This window comes from Microcoleus sp. Z1_A1 (genome assembly GCF_036700305.1).
Taxonomy (GTDB): Bacteria; Cyanobacteriota; Cyanobacteriia; order Cyanobacteriales; family Microcoleaceae; genus Microcoleus.
On sequence record NZ_JAUBOR010000009.1, the window covers coordinates 82,771 to 98,277 of the forward strand.

13 protein-coding genes are annotated in these 15,507 nt (G+C 47.5%); 10 read left to right on the top strand and 3 right to left on the bottom strand.

Going from position 1 to position 15,507, the window contains the following annotated elements:
* The first annotated feature begins 410 nt into the window (after positions 1-410).
* Complete coding sequence (locus tag QT973_RS08260; RefSeq protein ID WP_333054673.1) at positions 411-1,067, top strand: 5-formyltetrahydrofolate cyclo-ligase; 657 nt, start codon at positions 411-413, stop codon at positions 1,065-1,067.
* Positions 1,068-1,162: 95 nt separating this feature from the next.
* Positions 1,163-1,939: a fumarylacetoacetate hydrolase family protein gene (locus tag QT973_RS08265; RefSeq protein ID WP_333373612.1), complete on the top strand. Its 777-nt coding sequence runs from the start codon at positions 1,163-1,165 to the stop codon at positions 1,937-1,939.
* 314 nt (positions 1,940-2,253) lie between these two features.
* Here QT973_RS08265 and QT973_RS08270 read toward each other — a convergent pair whose 3' ends face one another.
* The gene (locus QT973_RS08270; protein WP_333054676.1) at positions 2,254-2,727 is read right to left on the bottom strand and encodes a Tic20 family protein; all 474 of its coding nucleotides are present in this window, start codon (positions 2,725-2,727) and stop codon (positions 2,254-2,256) included.
* A gap of 142 nt (positions 2,728-2,869) precedes the next feature.
* A complete protein-coding gene (locus tag QT973_RS08275; RefSeq protein WP_190739976.1) occupies positions 2,870-3,067 on the bottom strand; it encodes a hypothetical protein in 198 nt (65 codons plus the stop codon).
* A 168-nt stretch (positions 3,068-3,235) separates the two neighbouring features.
* On the opposite strand from QT973_RS08275, the gene glyA reads away from it, so the two are divergent.
* From glyA to QT973_RS08315, 8 genes are all read left to right on the top strand, one after another.
* On the top strand, positions 3,236-4,519 hold the full coding sequence (gene glyA / locus QT973_RS08280; protein ID WP_333054677.1) for a serine hydroxymethyltransferase: 1,284 nt from the start codon (positions 3,236-3,238) through the stop codon (positions 4,517-4,519).
* Positions 4,520-5,107: 588 nt separating this feature from the next.
* Positions 5,108-6,163, top strand: coding sequence for an MraY family glycosyltransferase (locus QT973_RS08285; protein WP_333054678.1), 1,056 nt, complete (start codon positions 5,108-5,110; stop codon positions 6,161-6,163).
* 220 nt (positions 6,164-6,383) lie between these two features.
* On the top strand, positions 6,384-7,640 hold the full coding sequence (locus QT973_RS08290) for a competence/damage-inducible protein A (RefSeq protein ID WP_333054679.1): 1,257 nt from the start codon (positions 6,384-6,386) through the stop codon (positions 7,638-7,640).
* 299 nt (positions 7,641-7,939) lie between these two features.
* A complete protein-coding gene (locus QT973_RS08295) occupies positions 7,940-8,077 on the top strand; it encodes a hypothetical protein (protein ID WP_333054680.1) in 138 nt (45 codons plus the stop codon).
* A 112-nt stretch (positions 8,078-8,189) separates the two neighbouring features.
* Complete coding sequence (aroQ, locus tag QT973_RS08300) at positions 8,190-8,630, top strand: type II 3-dehydroquinate dehydratase (RefSeq protein WP_333208377.1); 441 nt, start codon at positions 8,190-8,192, stop codon at positions 8,628-8,630.
* A gap of 266 nt (positions 8,631-8,896) precedes the next feature.
* Positions 8,897-10,006: a transposase gene (locus QT973_RS08305; RefSeq protein WP_333054682.1), complete on the top strand. Its 1,110-nt coding sequence runs from the start codon at positions 8,897-8,899 to the stop codon at positions 10,004-10,006.
* 110 nt (positions 10,007-10,116) lie between these two features.
* Positions 10,117-11,265, top strand: coding sequence for an ADP-ribosylglycohydrolase family protein (locus tag QT973_RS08310; RefSeq protein ID WP_333208366.1), 1,149 nt, complete (start codon positions 10,117-10,119; stop codon positions 11,263-11,265).
* Positions 11,266-11,494: 229 nt separating this feature from the next.
* The gene (locus QT973_RS08315) at positions 11,495-14,047 is read left to right on the top strand and encodes an HDIG domain-containing metalloprotein (RefSeq protein WP_333054684.1); all 2,553 of its coding nucleotides are present in this window, start codon (positions 11,495-11,497) and stop codon (positions 14,045-14,047) included.
* A 542-nt stretch (positions 14,048-14,589) separates the two neighbouring features.
* On the opposite strand, the gene QT973_RS08320 is transcribed toward QT973_RS08315, so the two are convergent.
* Positions 14,590-15,507 (bottom strand): carbohydrate ABC transporter permease, encoded by a 918-nt coding sequence (locus QT973_RS08320; RefSeq protein ID WP_333058656.1) that lies wholly within the window; start codon positions 15,505-15,507, stop codon positions 14,590-14,592.

A 15,507-nucleotide genomic window follows, 5' to 3' on the forward strand; every position in this document is an offset into this window, starting at 1 on the left:
CCGGCAGTCCGGCAGGGGTTGAGACCCCTGCCTCAAAGCTAAAGTCGGTTAAAACCGACTACAGAGTGTAATGAAAACGCAATTAATTGTAGTCCTCTTTTAGAGGACTTTCGCTATGAGACAGGGGTTTTCAACCCCTGTCGGACTCGAAGTCAAACGAGAGATTCGATCGCAAATATGAATACTGCTGAACCTTCATTAACTAAAACCGAATGTTGATACTTTTTGACAGTCCGGCAGTCCGGCAGGGGTTGAGACCCCTGCCTCAAAGCTAAAGTCGGTTAAAACCGACTACAGAGTGTAATGAAAATGCAATTAATGGTAGTCCTCTTTTAGAGGACTTTCGCTGTGAGACAGGGGTTTTCAACCCCTGTCGGACTGGAAGTCAAACGAGAGATTCGATCGCAAATATGAATACTCCTCAATCTGCATTAACTAAAACCGAATTAAGAAAATCGCTCCTCAACACTCGCAAATCTCTATCAGCACAAGAATGGAGACAAAAGAGCACGAGCCTCTGCAATCACCTGCAAAACTCGCCCCTATTCACCCAAGCAAAAACAATCCTCGCCTACTTCAGTTGTCGCCAAGAAGCAGATTTAAGTCCCCTATTTACATCTTCTGTGGAGGAGGCATCTTGCCTGCTCAATTCTGGAGACAGGCAAGATGCCTGTCCCACAAATGCCATTCCCACCCCTAAAAAATGGGGATTTCCCCGCTGTGTCGGCAAAGAGCTATCCTGGCACATCTGGCAGCCCGGAGATGCTTTACATACTGGAGCTTATGGCATACTCGAACCCCTGCCGGATGCTCCTAAAATAGACCACTCAGAAGTAGATTTAATGCTCGTACCTGCAGTAGGCTGCGATGTTCGCGGCTATCGCTTGGGCTACGGCGGCGGCTATTACGACAGAATGCTCAGTTTAGCTGAGTGGGAATCAAAAATTACGATCGGCATTATCTTTGAATTTGCCTCGATCCCCCAGCTACCAGTTGACTCCTGGGACAAACCGCTGTACGGAATTTGCACGGAAAGCGATTTGACAATCGTAGACCAAAAATCTTAAACGGGCCTAAACAAATTAATTTTCCGCAATTATGCCTATATCCTCTTAATCTAGAATCTAGAATCTAAAATCTAAAATCTAAAATCTAAAATAGTATGGCCCAGCGCTACGTTCGAGTTAAAACAACACAAGGACACATCCATTACGGTTTACTGCAACTCAGTCACAGCGTTCAAGTATTTGATGCACCGCCCTGGTTAAAAGGACAACCAACCGATTTGGAACTTTCACCCGATACTTACCAAATTCTCGCCCCGTGCTCTCCCTCAAAAATTGTAGCCGTCGGCAAAAATTATGTCGATCACGCCGCCGAGATGGGAACCCCTGTACCGGAAGAACCCCTGCTGTTTTTCAAGCCTCCAAGTGCTGTCATCCCCGCAGGTGGAGCGATTCGCTATCCGCAGCAGTCGGAAAGGGTAGACTACGAGGGAGAATTGGCCCTGGTAATTGGCGAACATTGTACCAACTGCACTCCCGAACAAGCACACAGCAAAATTTGGGGCTATACCATCGCCAATGACGTAACAGCCAGAGATTTGCAAAAGCGGGACAACCAGTGGGCGAGGGCCAAAGGGTTCGATACATTTTGTCCCTTGGGGCCTTGGATTGTCCGCGAACTGAGTCCTGCTGCACAATTGCAGACTTTTGTCAATGACAGCGAGCGACCGGTACAGTCATCCCAGATCGATCGCATGGTATTTTCCCCAGACTTTCTCGTCTCCTACATCAGTCAAATAATGACCCTAATTCCCGGCGATGTGATACTGACGGGAACGCCGCAAGGAGTAGGGCCGCTACAAATAGGCGATCGAGTCCGCATCGAAATTGAAGGCATCGGCAGTCTTGAAAATACAGTAGTTGTTAGTCATTAGTCATCAGTCATCAGTCATATCATGTCCGGTCGCTTCCCTCCGCTTCGCTTCGCCCCAAATCAGGTAGGGGCGGGTTCACCCACAATATCTGCCAATAATTGACAATCTCAAAAACCCGCCCGGCCGGGATATTATCGTCAATCGATCGGACATGATATCATTAGTTATTAATTAGGTAAGTGCAAAAACAACAATGTCTTTTAGGAGCTTCTAGGGCCGTGTTTAGCGATGATTTGCGCCCTGGAAAGAGTTAACCATTTCACGCACGCGCCCTCTCCCTACTAATGACCAATGACCAATGACCAATGACTGATTTATCGTACCTGCATATAAACAGCATCCGAAAGCGGAGGAATCTCTGCATAGCGTCCCAAAAGCGACTGCACGACTGCATAGACAAATGCAGCAAAAGCGCCCAAAAACACCATGTTATAAAGAGTTTCCGCAATAAATGCGACTTGTAAGCCGTTAGAAAAAATCGGCAAAACCAGACCGCACAGCATCAAAACAATGTCTAAAAGAATCGCCTGCATCGCATTAAAACGAATGAAGTGACTGATGTTTTCGTTTCTAACTACTCCTAAATACAGAGCAAAGAAAATAACCAAGCTAGCAAAGGGCAAACTATAAATTTGCATCAAAGGAGCTAGCGGTATCAACAACAGTTGCAGCACAGGAAACTGTGTAAACAGAAACCTGCCAAAGGCCAGCCCGTCAACCAACGGGAGCAAATAAGGCAAAGAAGCAAAAATCCGGTCTGTAACAGTTGTAGACCCGCGCCAAGTCATAATGAACTCTCCTGAGTCGATCGGTGAACTATTAATTCCATTAAACTCAGGATAACGCAGCAGCAGGGTTTGTGTTTCGACTCTGCCGGAACTTGCTTTTCACTCAGCAGGGAGCAGCCCCAACTACCAGATGCAGGCTTTTTTATTTAATATTAGCGATCGTGAAGCCCATTTGACACTCGTACCGATCGGGCAAATTTTCCGTAGGTTTAGCAACTGGATGTCCACAGCGAAGCTCTCCACCACTCCAGCGCGGTTGGCCAGTGCGATCGGCCAGCAAACAACTTTGGCAAACACACTGAGGGGCAAGCATCTGATTTTCCATTAAAATGACTAACATTTGATACCTCCGGCAGGTTTCACACCAGTAATTTCATTGTATGTCAGGAGTTGGGGACAAACCGCTTAACCTGAACACAACGTAATATTTATGTCAATGGTGCGAAATCCGTAGTACGGTATAAGATCCCCAATTCCCAATCCCAAAATTGTCAAGAGGTTGATTATTGTGACGGACACTAACTTAGAATTCCTTTCCAAAACCGATCCGCTCATTGCCGATTTAATCGGGCAAGAGCTCCAGCGGCAGCGAGACCACCTAGAACTCATCGCCAGCGAAAACTTTACCTCCGCAGCAGTAATGGCCGCTCAAGGCTCAGTGCTGACCAATAAATACGCCGAAGGACTGCCAGCAAAACGGTATTACGGCGGCTGCGAATTTATTGACGGCATCGAGCAAATCGCGATCGATCGCGCCAAACAGCTATTTGGAGCCGCTCACGCCAACGTCCAGCCCCACTCCGGCGCTCAAGCCAACTTTGCAGTATTTTTGAGCTTGCTGGAACCCGGAGACGGAATAATGGGCATGGATTTGTCCCACGGCGGACACTTGACCCACGGTTCGCCGGTCAACGTATCCGGCAAATGGTTCAAAGCTTATCACTACGGCGTCAGCCAAGAAACAGAACAGCTCGACTACGACGAAATTTTGGCACTGGCCAAAGAAAACCGACCGAAATTGCTAATTTGCGGCTATTCAGCATATTCGCGAATTATCGACTTTGAGAAGTTTAGAGCGATCGCCGACGAAATCGGAGCCTACCTGCTCGCCGACATCGCTCACATCGCCGGGTTAGTCGCCACAGGACACCACCCCAACCCCCTCCCCCACTGTCACGCAGTCACCACCACTACTCACAAAACCCTGCGCGGCCCCCGTGGTGGCTTGATTATGACCAATGACCCGGAATTAGGTAAAAAGTTTGACAAAGCAGTTTTCCCCGGCACTCAAGGTGGGCCATTAGAACACGTCATTGCGGGCAAAGCAGTAGCTTTCGGCGAAGCATTAAAGCCTGAATTTAAAACTTATTCCGGTCAAGTAATTGAAAATGCGCGCGCTTTAGCGACACAGTTGCAGCAGCGGGGTTTAAAACTCGTTTCCGGCGGCACGGACAATCACTTAATGCTAGTTGATTTGCGATCGGTAAACATGACAGGCAAGGTAGCGGACCAATTAGTCAGCGGTGTGAATATTACTGCTAATAAAAATACCGTGCCTTTCGATCCGGCATCTCCCTTTGTCACCAGCGGTTTGAGACTCGGTTCGCCGGCGATGACCACCAGGGGAATGGGAACAGCAGAATTTACCGAGATTGGCAATATTATTGCCGATCGCCTGCTAAATCCCGATGATGAAAGCGTTGCAGCCGACTGCTTGCGTCGAGTAGCAGCACTGTGCGATCGCTTCCCCTTATATCCCCACTTGTACTTGAAAGTGCCGGCATTAGCTTAATTTTCCTGATCTGCAACGGGAAATTGGTAGTTGGAAGTGTACGGGTAAAAGGGTTAGTCGATTTTAGATTTTAGATTTTAGATTTTAGATTTCTTCTCGCATTGAATCTGGGGGATTGAACTAGCATCTTAAATTTTGGGATCGACCATCGATTGTATCGGGGGCTTGTAACCGCTTTGGGGCGGATATAAAGAGCAGGAAAAGATTGAGAGTTGCCGGTAGCGATATTGACAAGCGGTTTTCACCAAAAATATCGATCGCCAATACGGTTTTTAGTAAAGATATTTGTCGGGCGGGGCTGGTTTGACTAACGGTATTTGTCGGTTGCGAAAGATACCGTTCAACTGGGCCCGCTCGCCAAATATCGACTTTTTTGCTCGCGAAAAAGTCGATATTTCAAATCGTTAATTCGAGAGTTAGAAATGAAAAACCTGACAATTCGTCCTCCTGCAACTGCCATTGCGGCAAATCTCCGACTCCCAAACCCCCAGTCGCTCTTCAAGATGTTTCCTTGTTATAAGCCATCTGAAATGTAGTAGACTCTGCCTGACAGACTAATTGCCCCGCACTATTTAAAATTGATTTCAGATGCCGTACCAGTATCTGTACCACATACTCGCTTTCCTGGTTTCTGCGATCGTCGTCCTCTGGAGTACACCAATAGTCAAAAAAATTGGTCTCAAAAGCGGGCGAGTCGATCGGCCAGGCGAGCGAAAAGTCCACAAGCGCCCAATGGTGCGCTTGGGAGGAGTGTCCATCTTTCTCGGCACTATCACTGCCCTCTTATTTGTCTGGATCTCAGGAGGCTTCCTCGATGCTAACGGACAAGTTCTCAATCCCAAAGACGAATACGAAATTTGGGGAGTCACCCTCGGCGGCATCGGATTCTTCCTCATCGGTTTAGCAGACGACCTATTTTCGCTCTCGGCCTTAAAACGCTTGCTCATGCAAATTGGCGTATCCAGCATCGTTTGGTACGCGGGCGTACAGATTGAGTTTCTGACAGTTCCCTCCTTGGGACTGACTAATATTGGCTGGCTGAGCTTGCCAATTACCGTGATTTGGCTCGTCGGCATGGCGAATGCCATCAACTGGATTGACGGTTTGGACGGTTTAGCAGCCGGAGTTTCAGGGATTGCAGCCGTTGTGATGCTGATTGTCAGTTTGGCGATGCAGCAACCAGCGGCGGCCCTGATTGCAGCGGCTTTAGCTGGCGGGACATTGGGGTTTCTGCGCTACAACTTCAATCCGGCTCAAATCTTTATGGGAGATGGCGGGGCTTATTTTATCGGGTTTACTCTCGCTGGAGTGGGAGTAATTGGGTTGGTTAAAACTACGGCTGTTACTTCTGTGTTGCTGCCCTATTTAATTTTAGCTGTACCGATTTTAGATATGTCGGCGGTGATTCTCGATCGACTTCGCAACGGCAAGTCACCGTTTATTGCTGACAAGCGCCATCTCCACCACCGACTTCTAGAAGCCGGACTCTCCCATCGATTTGCGGTTTTATTTATTTACTCACTGACACTGTGGGTGGGAAGTTTAGCCCTAGCTTTTTCGCTTCCGAGCGGCGTAATTTACGCTATGGGTGCAACAAGTTTGCTGGGATATGCTAGCTGGAAAGTTTGGAGACACGCTAGGTGAAGGAAGAAGGAAGAAGGAAGAAGGAAGAAGGAAGAAAAATAATTTCTAATGCCAAATGCCTAATTCCCAATGCCCTGCGCGGGCCAATGCCCAATGCCCCATGCCCCATGCCCCATGCCCAATTCCCCATGCCCAATTCCCCAATCCAATGCCCCATGCCCAATGCCCAATGCCCAATTCCCCAATCCAAAATCCAAAATCTAAAATCTAAAATCGAATAATGGTTGCTGAAATTATTTGTGTTGGCACTGAATTGCTGTTAGGCGATATTCTTAATAGCAATGCCCAGTTTTTAGCCAAAGAATTAGCGAGTCTGGGAATACCTCACTACTATCAAACAGTGGTGGGGGACAATCCAGAACGTATCAAACAAGTGTTAGAAATCGCCGTCAGTCGATCGCAGCTTTTGCTCTTCACCGGCGGTCTGGGCCCCACACCAGACGACCTGACAGTGGAAACCATCGCCGATTTTTTTGGGGTTCCCTTAATAGAAAAGCCGGAAATTATCGCCGATATCGAATACAAATATGCCCAGCGGGGACGCACCATGAGTCCCAGCAATCGCAAGCAAGCTTTAATTCCAGAAACTGCGGATATTCTGCCGAACCGCAGCGGTTCTGCACCGGGCATTATTTGGCAACCGGTTTCTGACGTGACAGTAATGACATTTCCCGGCGTACCGGCGGAAATGCACTTGATGTGGCAAGAAACCGCCGTTCCTTACCTGCAAAATAACGGCTGGTGCAGCGCCACTATTTACAGCCGCACATTGAAATTTTGGGGGATTTCTGAGTCAGCATTGGCGGAAAAAGTAGATAGTTTTTTGAATTTAACTAATCCTACTGTGGCTCCCTACGCCAATCACGGCGAAGTCAAACTGCGGATTTCGGCCCGCGCAAACGAGAAAGTTGCTGCGAAAAACTTGATTGAGCCGATCGAACAACAATTGCGGCAAATTGCCGGCTTAGACTGTTACGGTGCTGATAGCGATACCCTCGCTTCGACTGTGGGCCAATTGTTGCTGGATGCGGGGCAAACTCTCAGCGTGGCTGAATCCTGCACGGGAGGAGGATTGGGGGCGATGCTGACAGGTGTTCCCGGCAGTTCGAGCTACTTTTTAGGCGGGATTATTTCTTACGACAATCGGATTAAGGAAGGATTATTAGGTGTTAATCCCCAAGATTTAGCCGAATTGGGGGCAGTCAGCCACCAAGTGGCAAAACAAATGGCTGCGGGAGTTCGCGCCAGCCTCAATACCAATTGGGGGTTGAGCATTACAGGCATCGCCGGGCCAGGAGGCGGCACCGACGGTAAACCTGTCGGACTGGTTTATGTCGGTTTAGCGGGGCCCGACGGATCCGCAGAAAGTTTTGAATACCGTTTTGGCGATGCCAGAGGCCGCGAGTGGATTCGGAATTTGAGTAGCTGTACGGCGCTCGATCGACTCCGGCGTACATTATTGTTGGCAAAAGTGTAGAAAAAATCCTACGATTGGTCAATTGTCAACAGTCAACCGTAAGCTTAAGCTTTATTTAACACTCTCTACTCCGATATAATTCGGCAATTTTCCTTTTGCCTCTTGATTATCTGTAAAGATTCGTTATGATAATAAGATAGGACTGATTGGCCAAGATACTGAATCTCTCCATTGCTGAAAATAACCAGCAAGCGAGAAAGCAAGTTTGACCTTTGGTTTCAAAGTCGTGCTTGCTTATTTTCAGATATTTAGCCGTCGGTTTAGCAATCTAGACTATAAAAAAAGGAGCTATCCGTTCAATGGAAGACATTGAAAAGGTGCTGGAACAAATTAAAGAATGGGTTCGCAAGCTGATAGAAGGATTGCTGAATCCTGAAGCTCAACCGGAACTAGAACCGATTCGTATTCCTGTCAACCAACCGAGGAATCGCAGGTAGTCGGGACTGAATTAGAAGTTTGATGTTTAAGGTTTGACCTTTGAGGTGGTTGACTGGTTTTAAATACCATGTCAAAACTCTCTTAAATTTTGTTGCGCGGGAAATTTTAAAATTGTTAAATATCCTGGTACTTCACGGCCCTAATCTGAATCTATTGGGTCAGCGAGAACCTGGAGTTTATGGTTCTGCGACTTTAAATGATATCAACAAGTTGCTAGAACGAGAAGCGCAAGCCCTCCAGGTGCAAGTCTCAATTCAGCAGTCGAATCATGAAGGGGTATTGGTGGATGCAATTCACTCGATGTTAGGGCAGCACCAAGGCTTATTGATTAATGCTGGAGCTTATACTCATACGAGTGTGGCAATTAGAGACGCGATCGCCGCGGTGAATATCCCGGCGGTAGAAGTTCATCTGAGCAATATTTACCGGCGGGAAGCTTTTCGGCACCACTCCTTTATCGCAGCGGTGGCGATCGGACAAATCAGCGGTTTTGGCCCAGAAAGTTATCGGCTGGGGCTGCAAGCTCTAGTTAGTTACCTGATTAAAAATTAAAAAATTACCGATGGTAGCGATCGGATGAGGGCAGGTTTTAGATGGAAAACCAGCCCTTATATGTTTGGGTTGAATTCAAATTAATCACAAGAGTTAGGCAAAGAAGCAAACCAGGAAGAACTCTAAATTACCAATTACCAATTACCAATTACCAAAGAACGGGGTTTAAAGCCCCGTCCTTATAGGACGGTTTTAATTTCTTAATTGTCCTAATTTTCTCAGATGTTGTGGTATAGTATAATAAGAATAACACAGGAGAGAGAGGCATGAAAGCGCGGTATCGATACAGATTATCTCCTAGTACGGAACAAAAAATTAGCTTAGCTAAATTGTTTGGTTGTACTAGAGTAGTCTGGAATGATGCCCTAAGAATTTGCAAAAACTCTGCCAAAAAACCTAGCTGTGCAGACCTGCAAAAAATTGTAATAACTCAGGCAAAAAAGACTGAGGAGAGAGCATGGTTGGGAGAAGTGTCGGCGATTTGCCTCCAACAATCTGTCTCTGATTTGGAAACAGCTTTTAAGAATTTCTTGGATTCTTGTAAAGGAAAACGTAACGGAAAAAAAGTCGGCTATCCAAAGTTCAAAAAAAAGACAAACAGCCAATCCGCCAAACTAACCAAAAACGGTTTTTCGTTGAGGGATGATTATGTTTACCTTGCAAAGATTGGCAGAGTTAAGCTGATTTGGTCTAGGGAATTGCCAGACCATCCAAGCTCTTTAACTATAATCAAGGATTGTGCAGATCGGTATTTCATCAGCTTTGTAGTAGAGGATGACCCCGAAGAAGTCGAAGCTAAGAACCACAGCGTCGGCATTGATTTGGGCATTAAAACCTTCGCTGTAATGAGTGACGGGACTAAAGCTGTAAGCCCTGACTACAAAGTGTTAGATCGCAAAATTCGCAGATTACAGCGTAAACTTTCCCGTCAAAAACTCGACTCTAAACGGCGGAATAAAACCCGACTGCAAATAGCTAGACTGCACAACCGAATTGCTGACACTAGAAAAGATTTTTTGCACAAACTATCAACTAACTTGGCTAAGGATAATCAACTTGTCATTTTAGAAGATTTGAATGTAGCAGGAATGGTAAAAAATAGGAAGCTATCAAGGGCAATTAGTCAGCAAGGTTGGGGTGAGTTTAGGGCTTTGTGCGATGGAAAATGTGGGAAGTATGGCAGAGAGTTCAAAGTAATTAGTCGCTGGGAACCTACCAGCCAAGTTTGCTCAGATTGCGGGTTTAAGTGGGGGAAAATAGACCTCTCTGTGCGTTATATACTCTGCCTCAATTGCGGTACTAACCAAGACAGAGATGAGAACGCCGCCAAAAATATAAATAAAGTCGGGATAGGGCATTGCCACGACTCTAAATGAACATGGAGACGCTCGTAAAACTACTTCGGTAGTATCGGTCAATGAAGTGTTAAGAATCCCCGCGCTTTTAAGCCGGGGAGTATGTCAATAACAACTTGAGTTAAATTCAAATGCGGCATTCCCTGTTGAGCAAGTTTCAAGGAACCATCCTGGGGGCAGTTTTAGGAGACTCTCTAGGCCTGCAATACCAGAGGCAACTCGTCGGTATTCCCCCCCAAACAGAAGACTTGCAGCCGATTTTACAACTGACGAAACACCAACAATTGACCGTAAGTGGCGCAACATTGGCGTTGAATTCTGTCAACAGTAAAATCCCAAGTGGCAAAGACTCATCCGCATCCGGGACACTTGCGGTAGCGTGTGCTCAAAGTTTAATTCGGTGTAGGGGTTTAAATTTAAAAGATTGGCGCGATACTTGGGAAGCATTTGCCAAGTCGGAAATCTACCATCCCCGCAACAGTGAGTTTCCAACCTTACTTAACCCTGGTGAAGCTGCCCTTGCTGCGCTGCCATCGGCGATGTTTTTTCACGAAAATAAAGCCAAATTGCGAGAAAAAATCATGCTGGCGATAGAGGTTTGGCACAACGAAAACCCGCCAGAATGGGAAACAGCAATTTTAGCAGTAGCATATACGATCGCCCGCTCTCTCAAAGAAAGACTTGACCCCGCGACGGCGATCGAGCAAACACTTGCCTACCTGAAAACAGAGAATGCCTTAACAGAGCTGCTGCTGCAAGTGCAAATACTACTAGAAAAGGGAGCCGATTTAGAAACAGCCGCCACTTATCTGTGCAAAAGCGCCACAGCTTTGCGAGAAAGACAGGGCGAAGGTGAAAAAAAATTACAAACCGAGTCAATTGTCAACCCAGGAAATTTCATTCCCATTGCCTTAGCTTTCTACTGCTTTTTGAACACCCCAGAAGACTTGCGCTTGTCAGTGGTGCGTGCTGCCCGCTGTGGTATAGCCGGACAAATAACCTGCGCTTTGACGGGAGCTTTGTCTGGAGCGTATAACGGCGTTGCTGCGATTCCTGTAGAATGGCGACAGGTATCTTCGGCTCAGGTTAATTCGCAGCAGCTAGCCGAGGGCCGAGAACCTTTGCTCTGGGGAACTGGCAGCGATGTAAAAATTGTAGAGTTAGCAAATAACCTGTTTGCTGTTTGGGCAGGCGTTTACAGGCCCGATGCCGGAGTCGATTCTGCTGTGCTAGCCCGATCGGTGGCTGCACCTTATGTCATTAGACCTCGTAAAATATAAAGGTTAAAGCTTTTAACAGTAAGGGGAAACCAGCAACTAACAAGTCAAAAGCCAAAGTGGAAGGAGAGCGCCAATTAAAGATTAAAAAGTGAAAAATTAAATCGGACGCGCCTGCCCCACAAAACCGGGTTTCAACGAGAATATGGGTAGTTCGGATAAAATCAATCAAGATGCATAGTCAGAAATTCTGACAAAGCTGCTGGATAACAGTGATATATCTTCGACACAAATGAATACGCTCTCCTCATTGATGCGACAGATTGAGCAGCTAGGGGCTGCGCGCTCACTGCGCCAACACATTGCTAAAGTGCAAAATGGCAGCAAAGCAGATACCTCACGCGCTGGCGGGCCTCTCCTGAGCCGTTTGTCGCGCCAGAAATGGCTTCTTCCCGAGACTTTTACTACTAAATTTACAAGTAAAACCTCCAAATCAAGCCTCAAAAATCAAGCTCGTTCCCCTATGTTGGCGCTGATAGCGGTAGTTTCCCTAAGCAGCACTCTGGGCCACCGCTTCTACAACCAGCCGAAACTGGATGTGGGGACGAAAGCTCCTCAGACGATTAAGGCTCCTGCTACTGCTAGCGTCCCGGATTACAAAACTACTGAAGAACAGCGGAAAGCAGCGCGGATAGGGGCTGTAGCTATATTAATGCTGGATTCGGCGGTCGATCGACAAATTTATCAAGAATTGCAACAATTTTTGCAGCATGGGAGCGATCTACGGGAGGCGGTAGGCCCGTTTCCGTTTGCGAGTACCTCGGCCCTCTCACTTGCTGTTCAGGTTTACTTGCGGAGCTGTCCTGAGTGGGAGTGGCGCTGGATTTTGGCGCAAGCGGGTGACAAAAGTGCAACTTCCGAGCGATTGAGTTTGGATTCCCCGGCAATTGCTGCGGCAACAGATAACAAGTCTCAGCAAGATGCTATCGCTCAACTGCAAGCTTACAGCCGATCGGTCCGGGCAGCAGAATTTCAAAGCCTGACAGACAGTATTTCCTCTGCTCGCGAGCGCTATCTCAATGCTGTGGAGGCGCTGGGAAAACCGTCGGTTTTGGGGCTGCCCCAGATTTACGATACTTCGCTGTTTGATTTGTCCGAAGCAGCTTGGCAGAAAACCCAAACCGGTATGAGTCGGGCGGCAAAAAGAATGGTGGCTCAAGGTATCCCGCAGGGGTTGCCCAAAGAGATTTTACAAGAAGCCGTGAACCTGCAAGTGGCTGATGAAGTGCCGTTAGAGTCCCAAGGTTTGGCGGTGGAGGGTTTAACAGCGATTTTGCAGCCAAATCTGGTGAGAGATCGGGAGGAAACCAAACAGCTAGCTGAATTAGCGGCGCAAAAGGTGAAACCGGTGATGATCGCAGTAGATCGGGGCGAGATAATTGTTGCACAAGGACAAGAGATATCGCAGCAAGATTTCGTGTTGCTGGACTATTTTGGTTTGAGCCGGCGGGGGGTGAATTGGCTGGGGCTGACGGGTTTTGTTTGTTTAGTCGCGGGGGCAATTGCGATCGTACTGCTGGTGGAAAGGCACTACCGCTTGCGCCGCAGAGATCATTTGCTATTGCTGCTGCTGACTTTGAGCGCGCCAGTGCTGGTGAGTTTGGGGCTGCCTTGGACGAGTTTGCCCGCGATCGGGATTTTAGCGGGCGGCTTCTACGGTTCGGCGGTGGGAGTCACTGTGGTGGGGCTGCTGTCGGCGCTGCTGCCCATTGGCTTAAATGTGGACTTGATTCATTTGGTGGCTAGCGGGGCGGGCGGATTGCTGGGCGCTTTTATGGCCGGGCGGCTGCGATCGCGCGAGGAATTGGCTCTTTTGGGCGTAGCTGTCGGCTTGGCTCAGGGCAGCGTTTATCTGGTGGGGACTTTGATTGCCAGCGCGGCTGCCGGTGCAATTTGGTACGTCGTACTCGGTACGGTGGGCGCGCAAAGTTTGGCCGGTTTGGCTTGGAGCGTTGTGGCGATCGGCATCAGCCCTTATTTGGAACACGTTTTTGACTTGATTACGCCGATCCGGCTGGCGGAACTTGCCAATCCCAACCGCCCGCTGTTGAAGAGGTTGGCTGCCGAGGCTCCTGGGACTTTTCAGCACACGCTGTTTGTGGCGAGTTTGGCAGAGGCTGCGGCCCGAGAACTCGGCTGCAATGTTGAGCTGGTTAGGACTGGGACATTATACCACGATATTGGAAAAATGCACGACCCGCTGGGATTTTGTGAAAATCAAATGGGCGGGGCCAACAAGCACGATGAAATTAATGACCCTTGGGCGAGCGCGGAGATTATTAAAAAGCACGTTACCGAGGGTTTGGTGATGGCGCGAAAGCATCGATTGCCGAAGGCAATTCAGGCGTTTATTCCCGAACACCAAGGTAAAATGTTAATTGCTTACTTCTACCACCAGGCGCAGCAAATTGCTGCCAAAGAAATAGAAGATTTAAAGCTTGTTTTGCCAGATGCGGATAATTCAAAGTTAACAATCGCAAGTCGCCAAGTGAGGGAGGAGGATTTTCGCTACGATGGGCCGATTCCGCAGTCGCGGGAAACCGGGATTTTGATGCTGGCGGATTCTTGCGAGGCTGCTTTGCGATCGCTCAAGGATGCTACTCATGAAGAGGCTTTGAATATGGTTAATAAGATTTTGAGGGCTCGCTGGCAGGATAATCAGTTGATTGATTCGGATTTAACGCGGGAGGATATGTCTCTAATTGCGGAGATTTTTGTGCGAGTTTGGGAACAGTTCAATCACAAGCGGATTGCTTACCCTAGTGCAGTTTTTACTCCCAGGTAGGCGAAAATTTTTAGTTAGGAAAAATCAGTTCGCATTTCAGTTGTGAATGAGATTTTATTGCGGTTTGCGGGGCAAATCGCCATGCACTTCAGGATTGTCGCTGACAATTACCATAGTTTGTTTGATTCCTCAAAATTCCGAAGAGTCGATATCTCTTTCGCCGGCTAGGTGCGATCGCAATTTTTGCCAGTCTTCGGCATCGATCGCATTTGCAAAAGCGATGATAGTATCTACAACCCCAGCGTAGTAAACAATCCAGCAGATTGCTGGCTGTTCCTACATCACAAATACAGCATATTCCATGTATATGTGGTACACACAAGAAGAGAGACGCGAGTAAGGTGCGGATACACCCGTCAATCTGCAATCTTTATCAAATATGAAGCAGATCCGCACCCTACGGACTAACACCACATAATATAGCCGATCGTGTACTTCATGAACCACCGAATATGCGGTAATTTTTGTGAGTTGTGAGTTCAAAAGATTTTAATTTTCAACCGCAAATGAACGCGGATAAATGCCGATTGTTTATCTTGATTCTATCCCTTGACTCCAGCAGCAGTTTCTGTTGGCACAATGTATTTTTGCAAAAGCAAAAATAGTCCTAAAACTGGAACAATAGAAATAATCGAACCCGCCGCAACTAAACGCCAATCTAAGGAAAATGTCCCGGCTAAATTGGCTACACCTAAAGGTAAAGTGTAATATTCCGGCCTGTCTAAAACTAGCAGTGGCCACAGAAAGTCGCTCCAAGAACCGATAAATACGAAAATTCCTAGGGTGACTAAAGCTGGCTTAATTGCCGGAATCATGACGTGCCACCAAATGCCTAATTCGCTGCAGCCGTCGATGCGGGCGGCTTCTTCTAGTTCTTTGGGAACTGCTAGAAATGCTTGTCGTAATAAAAATATGCCGAAGGCTGAGGCTAGTCCGGGAAAGATTACGCCTAAATAACTATTTTTTAGTCCGAGTTGTACAGTCAATATGTATAGGGGAATCATGACTATTTGGAAGGGAATCATGATTGTGGAAACGATCGTGATTAAGATGGCTTCGCGGCCGCGAAAGTTGAGTCGGGCTAAGGGGTAAGCGGCGAGGGCGCAAAAGAGGACGTTGATGCTAACCGTGAGGCCAGCAATTAGGGTGCTGTTGAACAGGTAGCGGCCGAAGGGGTTGGTTTGCCAAACTTTGATGAAGTTTTCGAGGGTTGGCTGTTGTGGCCACAGTTGCGGGGGAAATTGAAAGATGTTTTCGTTGGGGGATTTGAGGGAGGTACTGAGCAGCCACAGCAAGGGAAATAGCATTAAAAGTGCGATCGCGCTCATGAGGCTGTACGTCCACAGGGTGCTCCACGGCGAGGGAGTGTTGTTTGGGGAATTTGGTTTTTTAGTTTTGAGATTGTTCATGGTTGGGATATGATAATAAGTCCTTGCTTCGTGAGAAGCCTTGTTGTCCAT

Excerpts from the sequence above, each read along its gene's own strand:
- QT973_RS08260 (WP_333054673.1), top strand. The coding sequence starts at position 411 with ATGAATACTCCTCAATCTGCATTAACTAAAACCGAATTAAGAAAATCG.
- QT973_RS08265 (WP_333373612.1), top strand. The coding sequence starts at position 1,163 with ATGGCCCAGCGCTACGTTCGAGTTAAAACAACACAAGGACACATCCAT.
- QT973_RS08270 (WP_333054676.1), bottom strand. The coding sequence starts at position 2,727 with ATGACTTGGCGCGGGTCTACAACTGTTACAGACCGGATTTTTGCTTCT.
- QT973_RS08275 (WP_190739976.1), bottom strand. The coding sequence starts at position 3,067 with ATGTTAGTCATTTTAATGGAAAATCAGATGCTTGCCCCTCAGTGTGTT.
- QT973_RS08285 (WP_333054678.1), top strand. The coding sequence starts at position 5,108 with ATGCCGTACCAGTATCTGTACCACATACTCGCTTTCCTGGTTTCTGCG.
- QT973_RS08290 (WP_333054679.1), top strand. The coding sequence starts at position 6,384 with ATGGTTGCTGAAATTATTTGTGTTGGCACTGAATTGCTGTTAGGCGAT.
- QT973_RS08295 (WP_333054680.1), top strand. The coding sequence starts at position 7,940 with ATGGAAGACATTGAAAAGGTGCTGGAACAAATTAAAGAATGGGTTCGC.
- QT973_RS08305 (WP_333054682.1), top strand. The coding sequence starts at position 8,897 with ATGAAAGCGCGGTATCGATACAGATTATCTCCTAGTACGGAACAAAAA.
- QT973_RS08310 (WP_333208366.1), top strand. The coding sequence starts at position 10,117 with ATGCGGCATTCCCTGTTGAGCAAGTTTCAAGGAACCATCCTGGGGGCA.
- QT973_RS08315 (WP_333054684.1), top strand. The coding sequence starts at position 11,495 with ATGAATACGCTCTCCTCATTGATGCGACAGATTGAGCAGCTAGGGGCT.
- QT973_RS08320 (WP_333058656.1), bottom strand. The coding sequence starts at position 15,507 with ATGGACAACAAGGCTTCTCACGAAGCAAGGACTTATTATCATATCCCA.